The organism is Morganella psychrotolerans (assembly GCF_965118875.1).
In the GTDB taxonomy this organism is placed as follows: domain Bacteria; phylum Pseudomonadota; class Gammaproteobacteria; order Enterobacterales; family Enterobacteriaceae; genus Morganella; species Morganella psychrotolerans_C.
In genome coordinates, this window is the sequence record NZ_CBCPJD010000012.1 from 24117 (window position 1) to 49416 (window position 25300).

The window sequence follows — 25300 nt, forward strand, 5'->3', positions numbered from 1 at the left end:
AGAATCAATATGAAAAAATTAGTTTTAGTGTGTTTAATTGAAGCAGCATTGGCAGGGTATTCTGTTGGTGCAGTGGCAGCGCCGGTACATTTCACTGAAGAAGTAACTAACGGAACTGTAGTTAACGGTGAGGTTGTATCTTCAGCCACACAGGTAAACCCGATAGGCTCTGCTACACAAAACGTTTCAGACAATGGTGTTGTTAATAATGGTATTGTTCGTGATGGCGGCACCATTTGGCTCGAAGATAACGGAATTGCAAATAATACAACAGTGGGGAACAACGGGATTCTGACTGTCATCAATAGTACAATCCGCGATACTGTTGTACAGGAAAATGGTTACCTTGAATTACGGGTAAAAGGAAAATCTGTCGGTACTCTGACCATTGACCGTGGTGCAGAAGTCAGTGTTGATAATAATGACTCAACAGGTATGGATGTTTCAACAAATAAGCCGCTTCAGGGTGCGGGTGTGTATATTGAGCATCTGAAGCTTGCCGGTGAAATGGATATTGATACTGATTGGGATCAGCAACCTGAAGATAATATTGCCGCGACACCGTCAACCCCCGGTCCTGCATTTGTCACCACTATCGATAAATTAGAAATGGCTGGCGGACGCATGGGAATGGTAACCTATCTGCCCGCAGCACAAGCTAACCGCCTGGAAATTAAAAACCTCTCCGGTCAGGGGGATTTCTATATATCCACTCAACTGGCTAATAACTGGGGTGACTTCATTAATGTCAGCCAGAATGCCACCGGGAAATTCGGAATTGATGTTGAAGATACCGGCAAAGAACCGGTAAAAGCTACTCCTCTGAATATTATCCATGTTGCCGCTGGTGATGCTGAATTTAAATTACTCAATAAAGACAGCGTAGTTGAAGTAGGTGCGTATCAATATCACCTGGTTAAAGAAGAAAAAGGTGAAAGTTCAGACTGGGTTTTACAAACTCAGCCGGATGCAACGTCATACAGCGCCAAAGGTGTTATGGCAACTGCTGCCGCACCGCGCCAGGTATTACAGGCAGAATCAGTTTCTCTGCAACAGCGTCTGGGAAATTACTACAGCAATCCGCAGCATGGTTACGGGTTATGGACGCGCTACCTGCACGATGACACCCGCCTGAATGATAAACTTAACACCTCATTTAAAAACAAACTTGATGGCGTACAAATCGGGGTGGATAAACCATTCCGTCTGGATGATGCCACTGTGCTTGTCGGCGTATTCACCGGTTTCAGCCGGACAAAAGTCAGCACAGATAACTATGGCAGCGGAACCGTTGAAAGTTACCACGGCGGGCTCTATGCAACTTATCTGCATGACAATGGCTTCTATGCCGACGGAATGCTCAAAGGTAACCGCCTGGACAATGAAAACAACGGCCGGATGAAAAACGGCAGTTCTGCGCACGGTGATTATCACCAGAACGCATTCACTGCGACAATTGAGAGCGGATTTAACTACGAGGTTGTTCCGGCACTGACTATACAGCCTTACGGCAAACTACAATATGCCCGTATCGGTAGTGCAGATTATGAACTGAATAACGGGATGCGCGCAGATGTTCACAGCGCAGACAGTTTGCAGGGTGAAGCCGGGACATTAATCAGCACATCATTTGATGTAAACAGCGCGGTACTGAAACCGTATGCCCGCCTGGCGATTGTCCATGAATTCACAAAAGAGAATGATGTGACAATTAACCGCACCAATACAATCAGTAATGATTTCTCCGGCAGCACCGGTAAATACGGTTTAGGTATGGATGCACAGATCACACCACAGGCAGCATTCTATACAGAAATCAACTATCTGAACGGTAATAAAACAGAAACCCCGCTGCGTGCAGATGTCGGTTTCCGTGTGCGTTTCTGATTTTTTGATGTAAATAAAAATGCAGGGCTATTCCCTTTTACAGGGAATAGCCCTGCAGTAATATTATTTTGGATTACGCCGGATCAGCCGGATATCCGGCCGCACTGAGTGCTGTACGGAAAGTACTTTCTGCGATATTACTTTTAATTTTCACTGTTCTTGTTGCCGGCTTAGTCTCTATCTGTGCCTGCCCATCCACATCTGATAATGCTTTTGTCACTGATTTAGCACAACCGCCGCAAGTCATGTTCGGTATAGTAAAACTAATCATTTTTCTCTCCTGATTATTCGTAATTTCATAATTAAGGTAAGGCTTACCAGCATAGTAAGGTCAACTGGTTTTTAATTAAGACGACGACCAAACCGGGTGCTCCGCGATGTATTTTTCTCAGTATTCATAACCGGTTCAGTTAAGCTTGTTATAATCGGGCAATCCGGCTGATTATTACCGCTGCAATGTTGAGTCAGTTGCTCAAGTGTTTGAGCCATATCCTGTAGTTCTGTGATTTTCTTTTTTAATTCAGACAGGTGAGTAAGTGCCATCTCTTTGACGTTTGCGCTGGTGCGGTCACTGTCGCGCCATAAAAGTAAAAGTGCAGAGATTTGATCTGTAGAAAAACCAAGATCGCGGGCACGACGGATAAGATGAAAACTTTCCACATCAGATAAACTATAACGCCGGTATCCTGAATCAGAGCGATTTGCTTTCGGAATTAAACCGATCTGTTCGTAATAACGAATCATCTTTGCTGAAATATTAGCGAGTTTAGCCGCCTGCCCGATATTCATAATATCTTCCTTTATGTTGAGGTCAGCTGGGTTTTCCAGCCCGGCTGACCCGCAGATTAACGGATATATCAGCCTTTCACCGGATAAAGCAGACCGGCATCCGGACGGATGGGGATAGCGATAAATTTGTCTTCATTAAAAACTGCCCCCGCAATAAGTTATTGAGTGAGAGCCTAAGCTTTACCTTAAGGGCAAGGTCAAGTTATTTTTAAAAAACTAATTCACCAGACATCAGATGTCTGGTGAATTTCAAGGTAATTAATTACATTCTATTTTCATACTAATTTTTTTAATTTCCGTTTACGGACAATAACGTAAAAAACAGGTGTCAGTAACAATCCGAATAATGTGACTCCCAGCATGCCTGAGAATACGGCAATCCCCATAGCCTGCCTCATTTCAGAGCCCGCACCACTTGCAAAAACCAACGGAATAACGCCGGCAATGAATGCAAATGATGTCATTAGTATCGGGCGTAACCGCAGATGCGCAGCTTCTGATACCGCAGCAACGGGATCAGCACCCTGCTTTTCCTGAGCAATAGCAAACTCAACAATTAATATTGCGTTCTTAGCGGCAAGGCCAACAAGAACAATAAATGCAATTTGCGTAAAGACATTATTATCACCATTAAACAGCCATACACCGGCAATCGCCGAGAGTAATGCCATCGGTGCTATGAGTAAAACAGAGAAGGGTAAAGCCCAACTGTTATATTGGGCAGCAAGGATCAGGAAGGCGAAGAAAACGGCCAGCGGGAAAATATATAATGCTGAGTTTCCGGACAATTGTTCCTGATAAGTCAGATCTGTCCATTCATAGGCCATTCCTTCAGGCAATGTTTCACGCAGGATTTTTTCAATCGCGTCAGTTGCCTGACCGGAAGTATAACCGGGAGCTGAGTTCCCTGTAATATCGACTGACGGGAAGCCATTATAGTGAATAATACGGTCAGGTCCGGTTGTCCGCGTAATTTTAACTAATGTCCCGAGCGGGATCATATCGCCGTCTTTATTGCGCACCTTCAGTAACTGAATATTTTCAGAGTCTATTCTGAATAATGTATCCGCCTGAACAATCACGCGATACGTCCGGCCAAACCGGTTAAAATCATTTACATATAATGACCCTAGATTGATTTGCAGTGCATCAAAAATATCCGTTAATGTCACACCTTGCGATTTAGCTTTAACCCGGTCTATATCAACATCTATTTGCGGTGAATTAGTTTGAAAGCTTGCCATCATTCCCGTAAGTTCAGGCGCCTGCATCGCTTTCATTAAAATCGTCTCCTGCACTTTTGCTAACGCATCAAATCCGAGATCTGCTCTGTCTTCTATCTGAATTTTAAAACCGCCCATAGAACCTAAACCGGGAACCGGAGGTGGCGGAAAAATACCGGCAAAACCGTCTGGTATCCCGCTGAATTTCCCCATCAACCGGCCTGCAATAGCATTAGCTGAAAGAGACGGGTCAGTGCGCTCGTCAAAAGGTTTAAGCATCGCAAACATTAATGCTGAATTAGGTATATTAACCGGACCATTCACAGATAAGCCGGGAAATGCAACCACATGCTCAACACCGGGTTCTTCAAGTGCAATACGGGACATCTCTTTAACCATGTTCTCTGTTCTGTCGAGCGAAGAACCCGGCGGTAATTGTGCGACACCAATTAAATAATATTTATCCTGAGCAGGCACAAATCCATTTGGTACGACATTAAAGCCCAGCGCCGTCAGCCCGGCAAATCCCATATACAGAATGACAATAATGACACTGCCCCGGATACAGCGGCGGACTAATTGAACATACTTTTCTGATAACTTATTAAAAAAATGATTAAACCGGGCGAAAAAACCACCAAATAAACGATTAATAACCCGTGTTAACCAGTCTGCTTTTACATTTTTACTGTGTGGTTTAAGTAATATTGCACACAGTGCCGGTGCTAACGTTAATGAGTTAATTGCAGATATTACTGTCGAGATAACAATCGTTAATGAAAACTGGCGATAAAACTCCCCCTGTAAACCTGATAAAAAGGCAGTGGGAATAAATACCGCAGCTAATACAGATGTTATTGCTAATATAGGCCCCGTAACTTCATTCATGGCTTTAAATGCAGCATTTTCAGGTGTTAACCCCGCAGAAATATGCCTTTCTACATTTTCAACCACAACAATCGCATCATCAACCACTATCCCTATAGAAATCACCAGACCAAACAGAGATAAGGTATTTAAAGAAAAACCAAACAAATACATAAAAGCAAATGTACCGATTAATGAAACCGGTACAGCAACAAGGGGAATAATCGAGGCCCGCCAGCTTTGTAAAAATAACACAACAACCAACACGACCAGAATAGTTGCTTCGAGTAATGTAATTGCGACGGATTTTAATGACGCACTGACAAATACAGTAGGGTCATACGCTATTTTATAATCGATCCCGTCAATAAAATCAGTTTGTAAACGAGCCATTGTCGCCCGGACAGAAGCAGAAACATCTAACGCATTCGCACCGGGGCTCATAACGACTTGTAAACCAACGGCATTTTTTCCATCAAGGAGGCTACGTAATGAATAATTATCAGCACCTAATTCTATTCGCGCGATATCTTTCAGATAAGTAACCTGACCATTTCCGCCGGCTTTGATAATAATATTGCCGAATTGCTCTTCTGTTGTAAGTCTGCCGAGGGCATTAATACTTATCTGAAACGATGATGTGGTATCAGGCTGCTGTCCGACAGAGCCGGTGGCAACCTGAATATTTTGCTCACGAATAGCCTCCGTAACATCATTTGCGGTCAACCCCAGTGATGCAATTTTAGTCGGATCTATCCAGACCCGCATCGCATATTCCCCCTCGCCCCATACAACAGCGCTTGCAACACCAGAAAGTTTGGCAATTTCATCGCGGACATTTAACATTGCATAGTTAGAAACAAAAAGTGAGTCGTAAACATCCTCAGGGGAATACATATGAACAACCATAAGTACATCCGGCGATGTTTTTTCTGTCGTCACACCTATATTTCTGACCTCTTCAGGTAACCGGGGAAGGACTCTTGATACTAAATTCTGAACCTGAATCTGGGCAATATCAGGGTCAACGTCTTGCTTAAATGAAATAGTTAACACCATTTTTCCGTCAGTCGACATCTGGGAACTCATATAGAGCATTCCTTCGACACCATTAACAGCTTGTTCTATCGGAGAGGCAACCGTATCCGCAATAACTTCAGGTGTCGCTCCCGGATAGCTTGCAACAACCTGAACCGTCGGCGGTGTGACTGCCGGGTATTCACTCAGGGGTAATTTAAAAACACTGAGAATACCGGCTATCAATATAAATGCTGATAAAACAATGGCGAAAATTGGTCGCTGTATAAAGAAATGAGAGAACTTCATTATTTATTTCCCTCCGCTTCATTTAATACGCTATCGCTACTTTGTCCGATGTTATTATTCTCAGCCTCCGGTAAATACATCGGAACATTCTCCGGCATGACCTCCATTCCCGGTCTGACAAGGCCTTTAATAATGATCCTTTCACCTTTGACTAAACCACTCTTTATTACCCGAAGTCCATCAATCATAGCTCCCGGCTCGACTTGCCGGTATACCGCTTTATTATTATTATCAATCACCAACACATAGCTTTGGCCCTGATTAAAACCAATAGCCCGGTCATCAATCAGTATTGAAGATGTTTTAATACCAACAGGGAGTTGGACACGAATAAAAGAACCGGGTACTAATTTTCCATTTTTATTTTTAACTACCGCACGGGCTTTAACTGTGCCCGTAGTACGATCAATTTGGTTACTCATAAAATCAAGCGCGCCTGAATAAGGATAATTTTTTCCCTCAGATACACTGATATTTACAGAAGGACGTTCTGGACCCTGATCTTTTTCAGATTCAGCCTGTATGGCTGACAGTTTATGAAATGTTTTTTCATCAATATCAAAGTAGGCATATACCGGATCAATTGAGACAATCGTCGTTAATAACGTAGCCGTGTTAATATCACCGCCGGTAACAAGATTTCCTTCTGTAATAAGTGCCCTGTCAACCCGGCCTGTGATCGGTGCTTTAACTTGCGTGTAAGATAAATTTAATTTAGCCGCATCAACAGTGGCTTTTGCTGATTTAACCTGTGCATTGCTTACAGTACGATTGGCCTGAGCATCATCGTAATCTTTACGGGAAACCACCCCTTTATCAACAAGCTTTTTGATTCTGCTATAGTCACTATTCGCCCGGAAAGCGGATGCTTCAGCCTGACTTAACTGGCCAATAGCGTCATCTAATGCGATTTGGAAAGGCTGAGGATCGATAAGGAACAACAGATCGCCTTTTTGAATAACCTGACCTTCCGGGATACTGACAGAATTAATCCGGCCACCAACCCGGGGGCGTAATTCCACTATTTTGGGGGCGGCCAGGTAGCCGGTAAATTCAGAAAAAGGAACAATATCCCGCTGGATAACTTCTGCGACGGGAACTTTCGCAAGCATGATATCACTCGTGCTTTCCGGCTTACTCTCATTCTTATTATCTTGTGCAGCCGCAGTATTACCCATTGCGATAGCGACAATGATAGTTGCATATACACCAATTTTCATTTTCATAAAAAACCCTGCCTGATTAAATCAATTAATAATTAATTTAAATACTGTTGGATAAGATCTTTGCAAGGGTAAAGGTTACAGCCACTGTAAGGTCAACTGTTTTAATTCTGGTACAGAGCCTGAACAGGGAAAATAAAAAACCATTGACCTTATATGTGCTTTAAGGTTTTTAATACACTTACAAAATAACATTACCTTCAAATAAAACAGGATCACAAATGAAAAAAATTATTGCTGTATTAGCACTGGGACTATTTAGTTATCAGGGCATTGCCGCTGCTGTTGAACCAGGCAATCAATATAAAAATGAATTAAGTGAAACAAATAAAATATCGTTTACCGGAACTGAAAACAAAAATGAAACAGAGGTTAAAAACAATAATACCGTACTCGCAAAAATAACATTCACAGGCGATTCGAACCTGGACTCGATAGAATACCGGGCTATTGAGAAGGCGAATAGTCTTGGCGCCAGCCATTATAAAATTATCGGTGCCGGAGGAGAAACAAACCTGCGGGGTTATGTGGTATTTTATAAATAACGTGTCTCTGCTCACAAGGGAATTAGCTATGGATAATAGTGTGTTACGTAAAAAAGTTGTAGATGATATTCTTATCTGGATTGAAAAAAATTCAGATATACCTCTTGATGTTGATACAATATCTGATAAAGCAGGTTACTCAAAATGGCACTTTCAACGCATATTTAAACATATTGTTGGCGTAAATTTAGGTGAGTATATCTTAACAAGAAGACTATTGAAGGTGTCATCAGATCTGAAAGAGACTAATGATAAAATCATTGATATTGCAGTCAGATACGGTTTTGAGAGCCAGCAGGGATTAACCCGTGCATTTAAACGCACACTGAAACTAACCCCCGGAAAATATCGGGAAATACATCATTAAGGAATAAAAGTATAAATAGATACAAAAATTCCTGATATTAAAAAATGTACAAAATATTACGCGGGTAAAAAACACACACACCTTCTATAGTAATTACCTTTTACCCGCTAACAATACGATATCATTTGTATGTCACCCTGAAATTCCTCTTGACCTTACAATAATGGTAAGGTTTAAAATTATATCAGTACTGATTTTAATCCTATAACTGTCAAAACCGGGATGATGCACAATGAAAATAGGTGAAATGTCAAATTTGTTTAACATTCCACGAGAAACTATTCGCTTCTATGAGCGGGAGGGTTTGATGCTGGCTCCGAACAGAAATAATAACAATTACAGAAGCTATAGTGAAAATCATATTGAGCGATTACGATTTATAAAAAATTGTCGATATTTCAACATGTCACACCGTGAAATCAAAAAATTACTGGATCTTATAGATAATAATAAAGACAACTGTACTTTAGTCGATAAAGTTATTGTTAGTCATTTATCTAAAATCCGTGAAAACATTAATAATCTGAAGAAATTAGAAAAAAATCTTATCACCTTACAGAGGCATAGTAATGAAACAGAACCTGATAATAAATGTAAAACAATAAAAAGCCTATTATCAATAGATATTTAAAAAACCAAAAATAAATACACTTCAAAACCGCCCGATCTAAACGCTAAATCATTCAATCTGTGGCAAGGTGGCGAAGTAAAGAGCACGGGGAGCATACATCATGACCAGGGCGATGAACGAAGCCAACACCGCCACAGGTTGAAGGATGACGCGTTTATTTGAATTCTTTAAAGGCCTTCAGCGTATTCGCCGCATACATCATTGACGGCCCGCCCCCCATAGCAACTGCAACACCCAGCGCTTCCGCCAGTTCCTGCTCTGTAATACCCAGATCGACCAAGGTTTTGGTATGAAAACCAATGCAACCATCACAACGATTTGCCACTGCGATACCAATCGCTATCAGTTCTTTGGTTTTTTTATCTAATGCACCGTCTGCTGTGCTGCTGCCGATAAGGGCAGAAAACGCTTTCATCACATCCGGAACCTGTTTACCAAATTCCTGCATATTACCGGAAATATCATTTATCACTTCTTTGTAGTAAGACATATTTTATCCTTATTATATACCCTTATTCATTCAAACTGCAGGTTCGTTGGCGGCGTGAAGCCAGCCGGGTCACATAGTTTACCTATGCTCCCCGTCTATCTTCCCTTGCCGCCTGCCTGCATCCTGAATGTCGTTGGGTATAGATAGACCAATACAATATACATTATTATATAATGTATATTGTGATATTATCTATGACAGCTACGACAAATTTAGATATCAACCCAATTTTACGGATAAAAAAATGGCCGCATTTGCGGCCATTTCCGGGGGTATGACAAAGTTTTGCTACAATCAGCCGGTATTTCGCATTCCGGCGGCAATACCTGCGATAGTCACCATCAGCGCTTGTTCTACCTGCGGATCAGATTGTTCACATTCGCGTGAACGATGCAGAAGCTCTGCCTGGAGGACATTCAGCGGGTCCGTATAAACATTACGTAATGCAATTGATTCGGCAATCCATGGCAGATCAGCCATCAGACACTCATCTTTGGAGATGGTCAGGACACTCTTAATATCCTGCGATAGCTGGTCACGCAGTTTTTGACCCAGCGGCCACAAACGCGGCTCCACCAGGCGCTGGTCATAATATTCCGCCAGCCATAAATCGACTTTTGCAAACACCATTTCCAGCATCGCAACCCGGGTTTTAAAGAACGGCCACTGGTGATACATCTCTTCCAGTACGCGCTGATTACCTTCATCCACCGCTGTTTGCAATGCCGCCCCCGCACCCAGCCAGGCCGGCAGCATCAGACGGTTTTGCGACCAGGCAAAAATCCACGGAATAGCGCGGAGTGTTTCCACGCCGCCGGTCGGACGGCGTTTTGCCGGACGCGAACCCAGCGGTAGTTTGGCCAATTCCTGCTCCGGTGTTGCCGAGCGGAAGTACGGGACAAAATCCGGCTGCTCACGGACATAATCTCGGTACATGTCACAAGACACTTCTGAGAGCCTTTCCATAATCACTGCCCATTCCGGTTTTGGCTCCGGCGGCGGCAGAAGATTAGCTTCCAGGCTTGCGCTGGCATACATCGCCAGGCTGCTGATAGTGACCTGCGGCAGACCAAACTTAAAGCGGATCATCTCGCCCTGCTCAGTGACACGCAGTCCACCCTTCAGGCTTCCCGGCGGCTGTGAAAGCAGTGCTGCATGTGCTGGTGCGCCCCCGCGTCCGATAGTACCCCCGCGTCCGTGGAACAGGGTAAGTGTCACCCCTTCGCGGTCGCAGACTTTAATCAGTGCATCCTGTGCGCGGTATTGTGCCCATGAAGCCGCCATCACACCGGCATCTTTGGCGGAATCCGAATAGCCGATCATCACCATCTGCCGGTCATTGATCAGGTTACGATACCAATCAATACTCAGCAGGCGGGTTATCACGCTTTCCGCATTATTCAGGTCATCAAGTGTTTCAAACAGCGGCGCCACCGGTAATGTGACCGGGCAACCCGACTCTTTAAGCAGAAGTTTGACAGCCAGTACATCTGACGGCACTTTCGCCATCGAAATAACATAGGATGCCACAGAGTTTTCCGGTGATTCAGCGATCACGCGGCAGGTATCAAACACTTCACGGGTTTCATTGCTGCACTGCCAGTTAAGCGGCACAAGCGGACGTTTGGATTGCAGCTCGCGCAGCAAAAATTCCTGTTTTTCCTCTTCCGGCCAGGCTGCGTAATCGCCCAGTCCGAGGAATTGCGTCAGTTCAGAAAGCGCTTCTGTATGGCGGGTGCTTTCCTGGCGCACATCAATCCGCACCAGTTGCAGCCCGAAACAGCGGATACGGCGCAGTGTATCCAGTAATTGCCCGTTAGCGATAATCTTCATGCCGCACTGCACAAGAGACTGATAGCACAGATACAGCGGCTCCCACAGCTCTTCGTTGTCTGTCATCAGGTTATCCGGCTCAATAGCCAGTTCCCCTGCAAGACGGCGCTCCAGATAATCCAGCGTGCTTTTCAGACGGGCACGCAACTGTTTGGTTATCACGCGGTACGGCTCTGCGGCATCCTCGCCTACGCGTTCACGCAATGCAGGTGAGCACTCACTCATGGAAAGCTCGGATACCAAAACCTGAATATCGTTATAGAAGAGATCTGCCGCTTTCCAGCGACTGAGCAACAGTACATGGCGGGTGATATCTGCCGTTACATTCGGGTTACCATCGCGGTCACCACCCATCCAGGATGTAAAGCGGATCGGCGTGGCTTCCACGGCAAGGTTATAATCCAGTGACGCTTCCAGTTGCTCGTTGAACTCACGCAGGAATGCCGGTACGCCTTCCCACAGGCTGTTTTCAACAACAGCAAAACCCCATTTAGCTTCATCGATCGGCGTAGGGCGATCTTTACGGATTTCATCCGTATGCCATGCCTGAGCTACCAGCTGGCGCAGGCGACGCATAATACGGTCGTGCTCATAATCCGCCAAATCATCATGATCCAGCTGAGCCAGGCAGGTATTCACCTCCACCAGCTTGTGAATCAATGTGCGGCGGGCAATTTCAGTCGGGTGCGCGGTCAGAACCAGCTCGATGGAAAGCGAATCAACGGCTTTACGCATCTCTTCATTGCTGAAATTTTTTGCTTTCAGCTGATCAAACAACGAGGCCAGCGCCACCGGGTTACTGGCGGCTTCGCCGTGCGGCGAAATGCTGTGATACTGCTCAGCCACATTGGTTAAATTCAGGAACTGGTTAAATGCACGAGCGACCGGCAGCAGCTCATCATTGGATAAATTTTGCAGTGTCAGCAGCAATTTCTGACGCTGAATTTCATTACCGGTCTGTGATGCTTTGGATAGCTTGCGGATGGATTCTACTTTTTCCAGAATATCTTCACCCTGCGCCTCTTTGATGGTATCTCCGAGAAGCTTGCCAAGCATACTGACGTTACTGCGCATTGCAGAATATTGTTGATTCATACGACCTCTGGCCCTTATTGACGGCAGAATCCTATGACCGCCGGTTGAGGAACCTTCATCCGGCAGTTATCGAGCCTGTACATCTTCGTGATTTTATACGGCGGATTAATTTTTATTTTGTGACGCCGTTCCCTTGCAATTATCTCTTGCCCTATATTCATATCAAAAAAAACAAGCTTTGAAAGGACTTTATCGGATTTAATTACACAGGAGACGCAATGCGTAGTAAGGGCAGATGTCGCAATATCGGGTAAAACACCGCCTGACCAGCATAATCAAAGGGAAACACTAAACCCGCAGACAGATATCGCGAATTAAGGTAAAAATAATAACGATTCAGCACACGAATAAATAATCGGGTTCCGGGTAAAAAATTCAGCGGGGAAGGGTAATCAGAAGGTTGGTCGGTGTGGCGGCGGGGCTGAAAATAATAACGGGATACAATTAATTCCGTTAATTGTATCCCGCAGGGTTCGTCTCTGTCCTGAAGCTGACATCCTGTCAGAGAAAGCACATCCGGTGCATATCCATTTACCACAACATCCTGTCGTGGCCATCATCCGTGACGGTCATATGTCCGTTTTGAAACATCACCATGTGCTATTTATATCAAGACTAAACAGCAAGTTTAATAAGACAATTCCCGTTATAGCAACAAATTGTCTTTTATTGTTCTTTTTCGGACTTCTTTTCGATATATACCATCACAGTAACTGTGCCAGCCGGTTTAAATCGGACTGAATCGCACCTGCGGTAACATCACGCCCCGCCCCCGGTCCGCGGATAACCAGCGGGTTATCGCGATACCAGCGGCTTTCAACCGCAAAAATATTATCTCCCGGCAACAGTGATGCCAGAGGATGATCCGGACGCACAGCTTCCACGCCAACCCGCGCTTTGCCGTTTGCATCAAAGCGCGCCACATAGCGCAGCACCATATCCATTTCACGGGCAGCCTCCAGGCGGCAAACCATCTGTTCATTCATTGCTGTCACATTTTCAAAGAAATGATCCGTATTGCCGCTCCGTGCTTCCTGCGGTACAAGCGATTCCACGCGGACATCTTCCGGCTCAATTTCATATCCTGCTTCACGCGCCAGGATAATCAATTTTCGCATAACATCCTGCCCGGACAAATCAATCCGCGGGTCCGGCTCTGTCAGACCCTGCTGCCACGCCTGCTCAACCAGTTCACTGAACGGTACTGAGCCGTCAAATTGCAGGAACAACCAGGAAAGTGTGCCGGAGAAGATCCCGCTGATCGCCAGAATACTGTCACCGCTTTCATGCAGATCCCGTACACAATGGTTGATTGGCAACCCGGCACCGACGGTTGCATTATACAACCAGTGACGCCCGGTTTTACGGAATGCATCGCGGATCTGCCGGTATTCCCGGGTTTTTGCCGCCCCGGCAATTTTATTAGCACTGATAACATGAAAACCGTATGCCGCAAAATCGGCGTAACTGTCTGCCAGTGTCTGACTTGCGGTTAAATCGATAATAACGAGATCATCAAACGGATGATTGCGCATCCACAGGTACAGCGACTCTTCATCGGCAAAAGGTTCTGCTTCTTCATTGAAGAATGCCAGAGCACGGCTCGGATCAAGCCCGTCATAGCTGAGTAACGCCCGGCTGCTGTCCGCAACACCTGTCAGGATAAATTCAAACCCGCTGCGGGCAGAAAGATTGCGCTGCTCGCGTGCAAACAACTCCAGCCAGCGGCTGCCGATATTACCTTTACCAAAGACCATCAGGCCAATCTGTTTCTCTGCGCGGAACAGACTCTGATGTAATCCCTGAATAACATGTCCGGTCTGACGGGTACGCAGAATAGCCACCAGGCTGATACCGTCTTCTGCCTGCCAGATAAATTCCACCGGCTGGTCTTTGAGCTGCTGATAAAAACGGTGATAGTGGAGCAGATTTTTGCAGACACCTGCGCCGACCAGCGCCACCAGCGCAAATCCGTCACGTAAAGTCAGCGTGCCGGGCAATCCTGCGCTCTCCAGCACATGCAGTGCGCTGTCCGCAATTTCTGATGTATAACTGAGCTGAATAAGGTTGTCGTCATTATGTAACCCGACAGCCAGCGGACGGATCTGGCTGCGTTTAAGCAGCAGATCAATACTTTTATAGCGCGCTTTTGCATTTTCCCCGGCGGGCAGACGGATATCAATCAGACAGACATCATCATGATTCGTCACGATTTTCGCACCGGTTCCGGAGGCCAGTACGCGTTCAATTTTTGTCGAGCCCTGCTCCGGCTGATAACTGCACCGCAGCTGGAGGTCGATATCACTGGCAGAGACAGGTTGCAGGGTACGGGTATGCAATACCGGAGCGGCAAGGCGTGCCAGTTCACTGGCTTCATCGAGGCGCAGCAGCGGCAGCAGACAGGCATCTTTGACTTTGCGCGGATCTGAGCTGTAGACCCCCGCCACATCACTCCAGATAGTGACTTTTTTCACGCCTGCCAGCGCACCAACCTGAGTTGCAGAATAGTCACTACCGTTACGACCGAGCAGTACTGTTTCACCCTGCCGGTTGCGGGAGATAAACCCGGTCACCACGAGGCGCTTGGCCGGATGGCGCGCCATCAGTTCCGCCAGCAGCGGCTGTGACTGTGCCGCATCCACCTCGGGCTGTGCCGCGCGCTCTGCGCAAAGGAATGTCCGCGCATCCAGCCATTGTGCCGCCATGCCCTGTTCTTGCAATACCTGCGCCATCAACCGGGCTGACCAGACTTCACCGTGGCCGACAACTTCGGCATAAGCCGCATCTGTCAGCGGGTTTTCCAGCAGTGCCGCCAATCGGTTAATGTCATCTGTAAACTGAAATATCAGTACATTTGCCTGAACTTCAGGCAATAAATCACAGATAAGGGAGGTCTGATAGCGGTGTAAGGTTTCCTGTGCCTGATGAGCAGCAAGGCGATCACTCTGGCTCAGTTTTACCCAGTTAATCAGCTGATTCGTTGTGCTGCCCGCTGCGGACACCACCATCAAATCATCAGGTTCACTGTAATTCGCCATAATATTCGCCACGCGCAGATAGCATGTTGCATCTGCCAGGCTGCTGCCGCCGAATTTATGTAACTGACGCCCTTTTTCTGACTCATCAATCGCCAAAGCACTCATGGATACCCTTACCCCTTAGTCACTGACTGAAATGCGTGCTCCAGGGCTGCGGTCAAATCACCGCTGTCCTCGATCCCCGCAGAAATACGTAATAATGCATCTGAAATTCCCGCAGCCTTGCGTGCCTGCTCCGGCATACCTGCGTGTGTCATGGTCGCCGCATGGGAAATCAGCGTTTCCACGCCACCTAATGACTCTGCTAGTGTAAAGAGAGACAGGTGAGATAAAAAGCGGGAAATGGTGGCTTTATCTCCATTAATTTCAAAACTGAGCATTGCACCGAATCCTTTCTGCTGTTTTGCTGCCAGTGCATGCCCGGGATGTGTCTCCAGTCCCGGATAATATATTTTTTTCACCATCGGCTGTTGTGCCAGGCAGGCTACAATGGCACGGGCATTTTCCTCCTGCAACCGGATACGCGGGACCAGTGTGCGTATTCCGCGCAGCAGCAGATAACTGTCAAACGCGCCGAGCGTAACGCCGATATTATTCGCCCACCAGCCCAGTGTTTCGGTATGCTCTTGTGACGCGGCAATCACCACGCCCGCCACCACATCAGAATGCCCGTTCAGATATTTTGTGCAGGAGTGGATAACAAAATCCGCCCCCAGCGCCAGCGGTTGCTGTAACACCGGGCTGAGAAACGTGTTATCTGCCGCGACCAGCGCACCGGCCTGATGCGCCTTTTCACTGACCGCCGCAATATCGGTTATCCGCAGCAACGGATTACCCGGCGTTTCAATCAATACCAGTTTTGGTTTTTCCGCCAGCGCGGCACTAAGAGCAGCATCATCATTCATATCCGTAAAACGGACAGAAAAATGCCCGCGCTGCTGACAACTGTCCAGCAGCCGGTAAGTGCCACCGTAACAGTCATGAGGTGCGACAATCACATCGCCCGGTGACAAAAAAACCGTAAACAGCAGGTGCAGCGCCGACATACCGCTGCTGGTCACGACCGCCCCGGCACCACCTTCCAGCTCTGCCAGCGTGCGCCCGGTAATATCCCGTCCGGGATTGCCGCGGCGCGAATAGTCATGCTCACGCGGGCAGTCAAATTCCGGAAAATTATAGGTTGATGAGAGATAAACCGGTGGCACAACACAGCCAAACTGGTGCTCCTCATTAAGTCCGTTATGTATTGCCGCAGTAGCGGGTTTGCGAGTCATACCGCTGTTCCTCTCAATAACCTGAATGAGAGATCAGCATATCCTTAGCTTATTTAGACGTCAATATGTCTGGACATCCATCCTGCTTTACGGTTAGATATACAAGTGGGATAATAATGCTATCAGTCTGGTGCGATCCCGTACCCGGCTCCTCCTAAACTGACTAATATAGCAAGGTAATTCATGGCTGAATGGAATGGCGAATATATCAGCCCTTATGCTGAGCATGGCAAAAAAAGTGAGCAGGTAAAGAAGATCACAGTTTCTATTCCGTTGAAAGTACTGAAAATTTTAACGGATGAGCGTACGCGCCGCCAGGTGAATAACCTGCGCCATGCCACCAATAGTGAACTGTTATGTGAAGCGTTCCTGCATGCTTTTACCGGACAACCGCTGCCGGATGATGATGACCTGCGTAAAGAGCGCAGTGATGAAATCCCGGAAGTGGCGAAAGAGATTATGCGCCAGCATGGGGTTGACCCGGATACGTGGGAATATTGATTTTTATCCGCATGTTACGTGTTACAACAACCAAAAAAATGACATAAAAAAACGCCCTGTGAAATATTTTCATTCAGGGCGTTTTTTATCAGATTCAACGCGGAAACCCGCGCTGTATCATTATTTCTTCACAGCAGGAACGCTGAAACGTTTGTTAAAGCGATCAACACGGCCGCCGCTTGCAACATCACGCTGTTTGCCGGTGTAGAACGGGTGACATTCGCCACAGACGTCCAGGTTGAAGTTGTGCCCTGCAGTTGAGTTAATTTTCATTACGTTGCCGCAAGAACAGGTTGCAGTGACTTCTGCGTAGTTAGGGTGAATACCTTTTTTCATGGGAAAACCTCAGTTAAGGCCGCGTCGCCATCCGGGCATTGTTGCCGGACACCACACGTCGTGTTGATGATAAATTGCCGCTGGTTTTTTAATTACCAAAGGCGGCGGATCATACAGAATATCCGGGAACCATGCAATGAAATCCGGCGGCTTTTCGTGGTATTCTGAATGTTATATACCAGATAAAACGGTTGGAATTTCCGGGTGATACACTAAAATCCGGTTATTATTCAGACGCTTTTGCGCTTTTTCTGGCTGTTGTGCTTTTGCGCATGCAGCCCTGTTGCCTATTGTGGAAATTATCATGACAGTCGTCCGGGTCATCTTGCCAGTCCCTCTGACACAAACGTTTGATTATTTATTGCCTGATAACCTGCCGCGTCCCGTGGCGGGTGCGCGGGTTATTGTGCCGTTCGGCAGACAAAAACAGGCGGTCGGGATTGTTGCGGAACTGGCAGAGAGCAGTACCTTCAGCCCGGATAAACTCAAAGCGGTCACAGAGTGTCCGGACAACGACACCTTGTTTCCGGGCGATTTATGGCCACTGCTGAACTGGGCAGCACAGTATTATCATTATCCGTTAGGCGAAGTGCTGTTTCACGCCATGCCTATCCTGCTGCGCCAGGGTAAAGAAGCGGCATTCACGCCGCTGTGGCGCTGGGAAGTCACCCCGGAAGGGACAGAGATTGATATCTATACTCTCAGTCGCTCCCCGAAACAGCAGCAGGCGCTGGCCTGCCTGCGCCGCCAGCCGGTTTACCGCCATCAGACCGGCGAATATGAATTAAGTGACAGCGCGTTACAGGGGCTGAAAAAGAAAGCCCTGATCGCACTCAATGATGTACAACCGGAAGCGAAAGACTGGCGGCCTGATTTTGCCGTCACCGGCGAGCGACTGAAACTCAATACTGAGCAGGCAACCGCAGTCGGCGCTATCCGCGCAGAGCAGCATCAGTTTTCGCCGTGGCTGCTGGATGGTGTTACCGGTTCCGGTAAAACGGAAGTCTATCTGAGCGTGCTGGAAAATGTGCTGGCAGAAGGTCATCAGGCGCTGGTTCTTGTGCCGGAAATCGGGCTGACCCCGCAGACCATTTCCCGCTTCCGTGCGCGTTTTCATGCGCCGGTGGATATCCTCCATTCCGGCATGAATGACAGCGAACGCCTGGCGGTCTGGCTGCGGGCAAAGCGCGGCGATACCGCGATTGTGATCGGCACCCGCTCCTCACTGTTCACGCCGTTTGCCTCCCTCGGTATTATTATTATTGATGAGGAGCACGACGGCTCTTACAAACAGCAGGATGGCTGGCGCTATCATGCCCGCGACCTCGCCGTTTTCCGCGCCAAGAAAAATAATATTCCTATCGTAATGGGAACGGCCACACCTTCGCTGGAAACACTGTGTAATGTCAGACAGAAAAAATACCGTCTGCTGCCGCTGACACAACGGGCGGGAAATGCACAGCTTGCTGATCAGCATCTGCTTGATCTGAAAGGTCTTCCGCTGACAACCGGTTTATCACAGCCGCTGATAAAGCGGATACGTCATCACCTGGCGGCAGATAATCAGGTCATTCTGTTTCTCAACCGCCGTGGCTATTCGCCGACGCTGCTGTGCCATGAGTGCGGCTGGATAGCAGAATGCCCGCGCTGCGATCACTTTTATACACTGCACCAGAACCACCGCATGCTGCGCTGTCACCAGTGTGACAGCCAACGTCCGGTGCCGAAACAGTGTCCGAAGTGCGGCTCCACACAATTAGTGCCGGTCGGGCTGGGCACCGAACAACTGGAAGACGGCATCACGCCGTTGTTCCCGGATATTCCGGTGACCCGGCTGGATCGCGATACCACCAGCCGGAAAGGTGAGCTGGAACAGCACCTGGCCGCAGTTCATCAGGGCGGTGCGCGGATACTCATCGGTACACAGATGCTGGCGAAGGGTCATCACTTCCCTGATGTGACCCTGGTTGCACTGTTGGATGTGGATGGCGCGCTGTTCTCCGGGGATTTCCGGGCAGCCGAGCGTTTTGCACAATTATACACCCAGGTTTCCGGGCGGGCAGGTCGTGCCGGAAAGCGCGGGGAAGTGGTTTTACAGACCCATCATCCGGAACACCCGTTGCTGACTGTTCTGCTGGACAAAGGCTATGGTGCGTTTGCGGTACAGGCACTGAATGAGCGGCAGAGTGTCTGTCTGCCGCCTTATACCAGCCAGGTGATGATCCGCGCGGAAGATCAGAATAACCAGCGCGCCGGGGCATTCCTGCAAACAGTTCGTCAGTTGTTTGAATCACATCCTCTGCGGGATGAACATTTCTGGCTGATGGGACCACTGCCGGCAATTCAGGCTAAGCGCGGCGGGCGTTTCCGCTGGCAGTTACTGTTACAACACCCGTCACGCAGCCAGTTACAAAAAATTGTCGCACAGGCTATCCCGCATATTCAGCAGTTGCCCGAAAGCCGGAAAGTCCGCTGGAATGTTGATGTGGACCCGACTGATGGCTGATACTTTACTTACCGGCCGGGAATGCGTGTAATATCGAAAAAATTGAGATATCTCACAGTTTTATGCAAACCAGATGACAGATTAGTTTTACAAAGGGTTTAGAATAACGCTGAATATATACCCAACGTCATTCAAGACGCAGGCAGGCGGCTGGTTTCACGCCGCCAACGAACCTGCAGTTTGAATAAATAAGGGTATAAAACGATCACAAAAACCACGCAGATACTTCACTTACAGGGTAAACAAAGGAACCAACGATGGAAGAACGCCGCAATGATACCGGCGCGACCATGAAAGATGTCGCTAACGCTGCCGGCGTCTCAACAGCGACAGTTTCACGAACGCTGATGAACCCGGAAAAAGTGTCGGTGCAAACCCGGCAGAAAGTTGAAAATGCCGTTCTGGAAGTCGGTTACTACCCGAATAACCTCTCCCGGGGACTAAAACGCAATGATTCCCGCACCATTCTTGTTATCGTGCCGGATATCGGTGATCCTTTTTTTACTGATATCATTGTCGGAATTGAAGAAATTGCCGCGCAGCATGGCTATCTTGTGCTGATTGGCGACTGCCGTTATCAGCACAAACCGGAACACACATTCCTTAACCTGATAGTCACCAAGCAGATAGACGGCATGGTGTTACTCGGCTCCAATGTGCCGTTTGACCGCCATGATGAACAGCGCCATCTCCCGCCGATGGTGATGGCAAATGAATTTGCACCGGAACTGGAACTGCCGACCGTCAATATTGATAACCTGACTGCGGCGTTTAATGCCACGCACTATTTACAGCAACTGGGGCACGGGCGGATAGCCTGTATTTCAGGCCCGGAAGATTTACCTCTCTGCCAGTACCGTATCGAGGGGTATATTCAGGCAATGCGCCGGATGGGAATGCCGGTGCGCAAAGAATATCTGATCCGCGGGGATTTTACACACGAAAGTGGTGCCGCCTGTGCCGCACAACTGCTGGCGCTGCCGGAACCGCCCACCGCTATTTTTTGTCACAATGATATTATGGCAATTGGTGTTCTCTGGGCTGCCAGACAGCAGGGGCTGACACTGCCGCGGGATCTTTCTGTGGTGGGATTCGATGATTTACCGGCGGCGCAATATTGCTCCCCGACCCTGACAACGATTGCACAACCCCGCTATGAGATAGGCCGCCACTCTTTTTTACTGCTGCTGGAACAATTGCAGGGCCGCACTGTTGCGAAGGGATCACGGCTCCTGGATTCTGATTTAATCATCAGAGAGAGTGCTTGTGCGCCTAAAAGCTAGGCAAAAACCGCCATATTCAGTAACATGTAAGGCTGAATAAGATGTTTTCTTACGTTTCCTTAGTCGACTCATTTAGCGAATTGAAATAGTGGCACAACGAGATTATGTGGGACGTGGTCGCTCAGCACCGCGTAAAAAAAGTAAATCACGGAAAAAAGGTCAGGCTAAAGGTCTGCCTTTTACGACATTAGTCATTGCTGCGGCACTGGTTGTCCTGTTTGTCGGCGGACTTTTTTATCTGGTTCATAACAAAAAAAATCCGTCAGATGCAGCTGGTGTATTGCCTCCGGCACATCAACAGAGCACAAATAACGGGCTTCCGCCGATTCCGGAAGAGCGCTGGCGTTATATTAAAGAACTGGAAAACCGTGAAGCGGGCGTTCCGGAGCAGTATTACAACAGCACTCAGCCGCCGGTAAACCAGATAGACCCGGGCGCTAAACTGACACAGGAACAGCGCCAGTTACTGGAACAGATGCAATCCGATATGCAGCAGGCGCCGGTTCAGTTACAGGGTGTACCTGCAAATGGCGGAGTTCCGCGCTCTCAGGTGATTATCACTGAGCCGAATCAGCCGCTGCGGATGCAGACAGAAAACCCGCGCACAGCACCACAGGTCGCGGAAAAACCGGCTGAAAAACCAAAACCACAGCCGGTACAGGAAAAACCGAAAGCGGAAGCTGAGCGCTGGTTAATCCAGTGCGGGTCATTCCGGGAAACAGAGCAGGCGGAGAGTGTCCGCGCCAGTCTTGCATTCTCAGGGCTTGAAAGCCGCGTCTCACAAGGCGGTGGCTGGTATCGGGTAATGCTCGGACCGTATGATAAGTCTGCCGCTCAATCTGTCAAAAACCGCGCCTCTGATGCCGGTGTAACAAATTGTATTCTTCGCTCCGCCGGGGGTTGAAAACCTTCAACCCTCCCCCATATCTAAAGTTAATTCGGCACAACCGGGTCAAGCCCGGTGGTGTCTGTAACCCAACGTCATTCAAGATGCAGGCAGGCGGAAAGGGAGGCCAGACGGGGAACATAGATAAACTATGTGACCTGGCTGGTTTCATGCCGCCAACGAACCTGCAGTTTGTATGAATAAGGGTTATCTATCTTTTTTTAGCACAACCAGGGGCTGATTCATGACAACAATCGTAAGTGTTCGCCGTAATGGCCAGGTCGTAATTGGTGGTGATGGACAGGCGACAATGGGTAATACCGTCATGAAAGGTAATGTCCGCAAGGTCCGCCGCCTCTATCACGACAAAGTTATTGCCGGTTTCGCCGGGGGCACCGCAGACGCCTTTACACTCTTTGAACTGTTTGAACGCAAGCTTGAGATGCATCAGGGACACCTGACAAAAGCCGCCGTTGAGCTTGCAAAAGACTGGCGGACAGACCGCATGCTGCGCAAATTAGAAGCGCTGCTGGCCGTGGCAGATGAAACCGCATCACTGATCATCACCGGCCAGGGCGATGTTATCCAACCTGAAAATGATCTGATTGCCATTGGTTCCGGCGGCCCGTACGCCCAGGCTGCTGCCCGCGCTATGCTGGAAACCACCGATTTGAGCGCCCGCGAAATCGCAGAGCGCGCTCTTACTATCGCCGGTGATATCTGTATCTACACCAACCATAATCAGAATTTTGAAGAGTTATCTTCAAAATCATAAGGATCGATTTTATGTCTGAAATGACTCCACGCGAAATCGTCAGCGAACTCGATAACCATATTATCGGGCAGGATAAAGCTAAACGCGCCGTTGCCATCGCGCTGCGTAACCGCTGGCGCCGTATGCAGCTTGATGCTGAGCTGCGTCACGAAGTGACGCCGAAAAATATTCTGATGATAGGCCCGACCGGTGTCGGTAAAACAGAAATTGCCCGTCGTCTGGCAAAACTGGCAAATGCGCCGTTTATTAAAGTGGAAGCCACTAAGTTTACTGAAGTCGGTTATGTGGGTAAGGAAGTTGATTCCATTATCCGTGACCTGACCGATTCCGCCATCAAAATGGTGCGCATGCAATCCATTGAAAAAAATCGCCACCGTGCCGAAGAAATGGCCGAAGAGCGTATTCTGGATGTGCTTATTCCGCCGGCGAAAAATAACTGGGGCCAGACCGACAGCCCGGCTGAGCCATCAACTGCCCGCCAGGCATTCCGCAAAAAACTGCGTGAAGGTCAGCTGGATGACAAAGAGATTGAAATTGAAGTCTCTGCATCCTCAATGGGTGTTGAAATTATGGCACCTCCCGGCATGGAAGAGATGACAAATCAGTTACAGTCCATGTTCCAGAACCTCGCCGGACAGAAACAAAAACCACGCAAAATGAAGATCAAAGAAGCCTTCAAATTGCTTATCGAAGAAGAAGCCGCAAAACTGGTCAATCCGGAAGAGCTGAAAGAGCAGGCAATTGAAGCCGTCGAACAGCACGGGATCGTATTCATTGATGAAATCGATAAAATCTGTAAGCGCGGCGGTCAATCCTCCGGTCCGGATGTGTCCCGTGAAGGTGTTCAGCGCGATCTGCTGCCGCTGGTTGAAGGCTGTACTGTCTCCACCAAGCACGGCATGGTAAAAACAGATCATATTCTGTTTATTGCTTCCGGTGCATTCCAGGTATCCAGCCCGTCAGACCTTATCCCTGAGTTACAGGGTCGTCTGCCAATCCGTGTGGAGTTACAGGCATTAACCACGGAAGATTTCGAACGCATCCTGACTGAACCGAATGCCTCACTGACAATACAGTACAAAGCCCTGCTGGCGACTGAAGGCGTGAATATCGCCTTTACAACTGATGGCATCCGTAAAATTGCGGAGTCCGCATGGCAGGTGAACGAAACCACCGAAAATATCGGTGCCCGTCGTTTGCATACGGTGCTGGAACGATTAATAGAAGATATTTCCTATGAAGCCAGTGAAATGCAGGGGCAATCCATTGAGATCAATGCAGAATATGTGAAAGATCATCTGGATCAGCTGGTTGCTGATGAAGATTTAAGTCGCTTTATTCTGTAATTCGATAATAATTAGACTCAATGTCATTCAGACCGCCCGGCGATAAACCGCCGGCGGTCTGAAATAAAAGACAATAATGGGGGATATTTATACCCCATTATTTTTGTCGTTATTATCAAATTCTGAAAAAAGTAAGTGAGCGTCAATGTCAGTCACCGCCCCACCTGTGGTCAGTCGTACCCAAGCCTGGTTAGAAAGCCTGCGGCCCAAGACATTACCTCTCGGGGTAATTGCCATTATTACCGGCTCGGCGCTGGCATACTGGACCGGTCATTTTAAATTTCCGGTCGCACTGCTGGCACTTATCACAACAGGTATTCTGCAAATTCTCTCGAATCTGGCAAATGATTACGGTGATGCGATAAAAGGCAGTGATACCGAAGCCCGCCTCGGACCGCTGCGGGGTATGCAAAAAGGCGTTATCACCGCCGCACAAATGAAAAAAGCGCTGATCCTGACTGTCACCCTCGCCTGTCTTTCCGGACTGGCACTGATTATTGTTGCCTGTGAAAAACCGGAAGATATTGTCGGCTTTCTGGGGCTGGGTGTTGCTGCCATTATCGCCGCTATCACCTATACCGTCGGGAAAAAACCTTATGGCTATCTCGGGCTGGGCGATATTTCAGTGCTTATTTTCTTCGGCTGGCTGAGTGTCATCGGCGCTTACTACCTTCAGGCAGGTCATTTCAGTTCACTGACCATTCTGCCGGCAACCGCCTGTGGTCTGTTATCCGTTGCTGTGCTGAATATAAATAATATGCGTGATATCGAAAATGATATTATTGCCGGTAAAAACACCCTGGCTGTCCGCCTGGGGCCGCTTCACTCTCGCTATTACCATACTGCATTGATTATCAGTGCATTTCTCTGCCTTATCCTCTTCACCCTGCTATACATGAATAGCTGGCACAGTTGGCTGTTCCTGCTCTCCGCACCGGTTTTGTTTATGCATATCAGGCGGGTGCTGGGTGATATGAGTGCCGTCGGCATGCGCCCGTTGCTGGAGCAAATGGTCAAAGCCGCACTGCTGGTGAATATATTATTCTCAGCCGGGCTGGTGTGGTCGCGCCTGTAAACAC

The 25300-nt window shown here is 48.0% G+C and carries 20 protein-coding genes; 11 read left to right on the forward strand and 9 right to left on the reverse strand.

Annotated elements, in window-relative coordinates; translation table 11 throughout:
• Positions 1 to 9: 9 nt before the first annotated feature.
• Positions 10 to 1887, forward strand: coding sequence for an autotransporter outer membrane beta-barrel domain-containing protein (locus tag ACMHKJ_RS13140; RefSeq protein ID WP_413494549.1), 1878 nt, complete (start codon positions 10 to 12; stop codon positions 1885 to 1887).
• A gap of 73 nt (positions 1888 to 1960) precedes the next feature.
• Here ACMHKJ_RS13140 and ACMHKJ_RS13145 read toward each other — a convergent pair whose 3' ends face one another.
• The 4 genes from ACMHKJ_RS13145 to ACMHKJ_RS13160 form a co-directional block, all read right to left on the reverse strand.
• Positions 1961 to 2158, reverse strand: coding sequence for a heavy-metal-associated domain-containing protein (locus ACMHKJ_RS13145; protein WP_413494550.1), 198 nt, complete (start codon positions 2156 to 2158; stop codon positions 1961 to 1963).
• A 71-nt stretch (positions 2159 to 2229) separates the two neighbouring features.
• A complete protein-coding gene (gene cueR, locus ACMHKJ_RS13150) occupies positions 2230 to 2676 on the reverse strand; it encodes a Cu(I)-responsive transcriptional regulator (protein ID WP_413494552.1) in 447 nt (148 codons plus the stop codon).
• A gap of 275 nt (positions 2677 to 2951) precedes the next feature.
• Complete coding sequence (locus ACMHKJ_RS13155) at positions 2952 to 6092, reverse strand: efflux RND transporter permease subunit (protein ID WP_413494554.1); 3141 nt, start codon at positions 6090 to 6092, stop codon at positions 2952 to 2954.
• A complete protein-coding gene (locus tag ACMHKJ_RS13160; RefSeq protein ID WP_413494556.1) occupies positions 6092 to 7318 on the reverse strand; it encodes an efflux RND transporter periplasmic adaptor subunit in 1227 nt (408 codons plus the stop codon). The genes ACMHKJ_RS13155 and ACMHKJ_RS13160 overlap by 1 nt, the downstream gene beginning before the upstream one ends.
• 218 nt (positions 7319 to 7536) lie before the next feature.
• Between ACMHKJ_RS13160 and ACMHKJ_RS13165 the strand changes: the two genes are divergently transcribed.
• The 3 genes from ACMHKJ_RS13165 (at position 7537) to ACMHKJ_RS13175 (ending at position 8858) form a co-directional block, all read left to right on the forward strand.
• Positions 7537 to 7860, forward strand: a complete 324-nt coding sequence (locus ACMHKJ_RS13165) for a YdgH/BhsA/McbA family protein (protein WP_413494558.1) — start codon at positions 7537 to 7539, stop codon at positions 7858 to 7860.
• 28 nt (positions 7861 to 7888) lie between these two features.
• On the forward strand, positions 7889 to 8227 hold the full coding sequence (locus ACMHKJ_RS13170; protein WP_413494560.1) for a helix-turn-helix domain-containing protein: 339 nt from the start codon (positions 7889 to 7891) through the stop codon (positions 8225 to 8227).
• A 232-nt stretch (positions 8228 to 8459) separates the two neighbouring features.
• Positions 8460 to 8858, forward strand: a complete 399-nt coding sequence (locus ACMHKJ_RS13175) for a MerR family transcriptional regulator (RefSeq protein ID WP_413494561.1) — start codon at positions 8460 to 8462, stop codon at positions 8856 to 8858.
• 154 nt (positions 8859 to 9012) lie between these two features.
• Here the strand turns inward: ACMHKJ_RS13175 and ACMHKJ_RS13180 are convergent, their stop codons facing one another.
• The 4 genes from ACMHKJ_RS13180 to metB form a co-directional block, all read right to left on the reverse strand.
• On the reverse strand, positions 9013 to 9348 hold the full coding sequence (locus ACMHKJ_RS13180) for a carboxymuconolactone decarboxylase family protein (protein WP_413494562.1): 336 nt from the start codon (positions 9346 to 9348) through the stop codon (positions 9013 to 9015).
• Positions 9349 to 9642: 294 nt separating this feature from the next.
• Positions 9643 to 12276 carry a phosphoenolpyruvate carboxylase gene (gene ppc, locus ACMHKJ_RS13185; protein WP_413494564.1) on the reverse strand — a complete coding sequence of 878 codons (2634 nt, stop codon included), beginning with the start codon at positions 12274 to 12276 and terminating at the stop codon, positions 9643 to 9645.
• Positions 12277 to 12980: 704 nt separating this feature from the next.
• Positions 12981 to 15419, reverse strand: a complete 2439-nt coding sequence (locus ACMHKJ_RS13190) for a bifunctional aspartate kinase/homoserine dehydrogenase II (protein WP_413494566.1) — start codon at positions 15417 to 15419, stop codon at positions 12981 to 12983.
• An 8-nt stretch (positions 15420 to 15427) separates the two neighbouring features.
• Positions 15428 to 16588 carry a cystathionine gamma-synthase gene (gene metB, locus ACMHKJ_RS13195; RefSeq protein WP_413494567.1) on the reverse strand — a complete coding sequence of 387 codons (1161 nt, stop codon included), beginning with the start codon at positions 16586 to 16588 and terminating at the stop codon, positions 15428 to 15430.
• A 183-nt stretch (positions 16589 to 16771) separates the two neighbouring features.
• On the opposite strand from metB, the gene metJ reads away from it, so the two are divergent.
• Positions 16772 to 17089 carry a met regulon transcriptional regulator MetJ gene (gene metJ, locus ACMHKJ_RS13200; RefSeq protein WP_004236602.1) on the forward strand — a complete coding sequence of 106 codons (318 nt, stop codon included), beginning with the start codon at positions 16772 to 16774 and terminating at the stop codon, positions 17087 to 17089.
• 120 nt (positions 17090 to 17209) lie between these two features.
• On the opposite strand, the gene rpmE is transcribed toward metJ, so the two are convergent.
• Positions 17210 to 17425, reverse strand: a complete 216-nt coding sequence (gene rpmE / locus ACMHKJ_RS13205; RefSeq protein WP_413494569.1) for a 50S ribosomal protein L31 — start codon at positions 17423 to 17425, stop codon at positions 17210 to 17212.
• A gap of 304 nt (positions 17426 to 17729) precedes the next feature.
• Here rpmE and priA point away from each other — a divergent pair, with 304 nt between their 5' ends.
• The 6 genes from priA (at position 17730) to ACMHKJ_RS13235 (ending at position 25296) form a co-directional block, all read left to right on the forward strand.
• Positions 17730 to 19931 (forward strand): primosomal protein N', encoded by a 2202-nt coding sequence (priA, locus tag ACMHKJ_RS13210; protein ID WP_413494571.1) that lies wholly within the window; start codon positions 17730 to 17732, stop codon positions 19929 to 19931.
• A gap of 257 nt (positions 19932 to 20188) precedes the next feature.
• Positions 20189 to 21214 carry a DNA-binding transcriptional regulator CytR gene (gene cytR / locus ACMHKJ_RS13215; RefSeq protein ID WP_413494573.1) on the forward strand — a complete coding sequence of 342 codons (1026 nt, stop codon included), beginning with the start codon at positions 20189 to 20191 and terminating at the stop codon, positions 21212 to 21214.
• An 88-nt stretch (positions 21215 to 21302) separates the two neighbouring features.
• Entirely contained in the window at positions 21303 to 22118 is an 816-nt protein-coding gene (gene ftsN, locus ACMHKJ_RS13220; protein WP_413494574.1) for a cell division protein FtsN, read from the forward strand.
• A 226-nt stretch (positions 22119 to 22344) separates the two neighbouring features.
• Positions 22345 to 22875 carry an ATP-dependent protease subunit HslV gene (gene hslV, locus ACMHKJ_RS13225; protein WP_067369243.1) on the forward strand — a complete coding sequence of 177 codons (531 nt, stop codon included), beginning with the start codon at positions 22345 to 22347 and terminating at the stop codon, positions 22873 to 22875.
• An 11-nt stretch (positions 22876 to 22886) separates the two neighbouring features.
• Positions 22887 to 24221 carry an HslU--HslV peptidase ATPase subunit gene (gene hslU / locus ACMHKJ_RS13230; RefSeq protein WP_413494576.1) on the forward strand — a complete coding sequence of 445 codons (1335 nt, stop codon included), beginning with the start codon at positions 22887 to 22889 and terminating at the stop codon, positions 24219 to 24221.
• A 145-nt stretch (positions 24222 to 24366) separates the two neighbouring features.
• Positions 24367 to 25296 carry a 1,4-dihydroxy-2-naphthoate polyprenyltransferase gene (locus tag ACMHKJ_RS13235; RefSeq protein WP_413494578.1) on the forward strand — a complete coding sequence of 310 codons (930 nt, stop codon included), beginning with the start codon at positions 24367 to 24369 and terminating at the stop codon, positions 25294 to 25296.
• Positions 25297 to 25300: the final 4 nt, after the last annotated feature.

Bases quoted from the DNA above. Each gene is read 5' to 3' on its own strand.
- ACMHKJ_RS13140 (WP_413494549.1), top strand. From the start codon at position 10: ATGAAAAAATTAGTTTTAGTGTGTTTAATTGAAGCAGCATTGGCAGGG.
- ACMHKJ_RS13145 (WP_413494550.1), bottom strand. From the start codon at position 2,158: ATGATTAGTTTTACTATACCGAACATGACTTGCGGCGGTTGTGCTAAA.
- cueR (WP_413494552.1), bottom strand. From the start codon at position 2,676: ATGAATATCGGGCAGGCGGCTAAACTCGCTAATATTTCAGCAAAGATG.
- ACMHKJ_RS13155 (WP_413494554.1), bottom strand. From the start codon at position 6,092: ATGAAGTTCTCTCATTTCTTTATACAGCGACCAATTTTCGCCATTGTT.
- ACMHKJ_RS13160 (WP_413494556.1), bottom strand. From the start codon at position 7,318: ATGAAAATGAAAATTGGTGTATATGCAACTATCATTGTCGCTATCGCA.
- ACMHKJ_RS13165 (WP_413494558.1), top strand. From the start codon at position 7,537: ATGAAAAAAATTATTGCTGTATTAGCACTGGGACTATTTAGTTATCAG.
- ACMHKJ_RS13170 (WP_413494560.1), top strand. From the start codon at position 7,889: ATGGATAATAGTGTGTTACGTAAAAAAGTTGTAGATGATATTCTTATC.
- ACMHKJ_RS13175 (WP_413494561.1), top strand. From the start codon at position 8,460: ATGAAAATAGGTGAAATGTCAAATTTGTTTAACATTCCACGAGAAACT.
- ACMHKJ_RS13180 (WP_413494562.1), bottom strand. From the start codon at position 9,348: ATGTCTTACTACAAAGAAGTGATAAATGATATTTCCGGTAATATGCAG.
- ppc (WP_413494564.1), bottom strand. From the start codon at position 12,276: ATGAATCAACAATATTCTGCAATGCGCAGTAACGTCAGTATGCTTGGC.
- ACMHKJ_RS13190 (WP_413494566.1), bottom strand. From the start codon at position 15,419: ATGAGTGCTTTGGCGATTGATGAGTCAGAAAAAGGGCGTCAGTTACAT.
- metB (WP_413494567.1), bottom strand. From the start codon at position 16,588: ATGACTCGCAAACCCGCTACTGCGGCAATACATAACGGACTTAATGAG.
- metJ (WP_004236602.1), top strand. From the start codon at position 16,772: ATGGCTGAATGGAATGGCGAATATATCAGCCCTTATGCTGAGCATGGC.
- rpmE (WP_413494569.1), bottom strand. From the start codon at position 17,425: ATGAAAAAAGGTATTCACCCTAACTACGCAGAAGTCACTGCAACCTGT.
- priA (WP_413494571.1), top strand. From the start codon at position 17,730: ATGACAGTCGTCCGGGTCATCTTGCCAGTCCCTCTGACACAAACGTTT.
- cytR (WP_413494573.1), top strand. From the start codon at position 20,189: ATGGAAGAACGCCGCAATGATACCGGCGCGACCATGAAAGATGTCGCT.
- hslV (WP_067369243.1), top strand. From the start codon at position 22,345: ATGACAACAATCGTAAGTGTTCGCCGTAATGGCCAGGTCGTAATTGGT.
- hslU (WP_413494576.1), top strand. From the start codon at position 22,887: ATGTCTGAAATGACTCCACGCGAAATCGTCAGCGAACTCGATAACCAT.
- ACMHKJ_RS13235 (WP_413494578.1), top strand. From the start codon at position 24,367: ATGTCAGTCACCGCCCCACCTGTGGTCAGTCGTACCCAAGCCTGGTTA.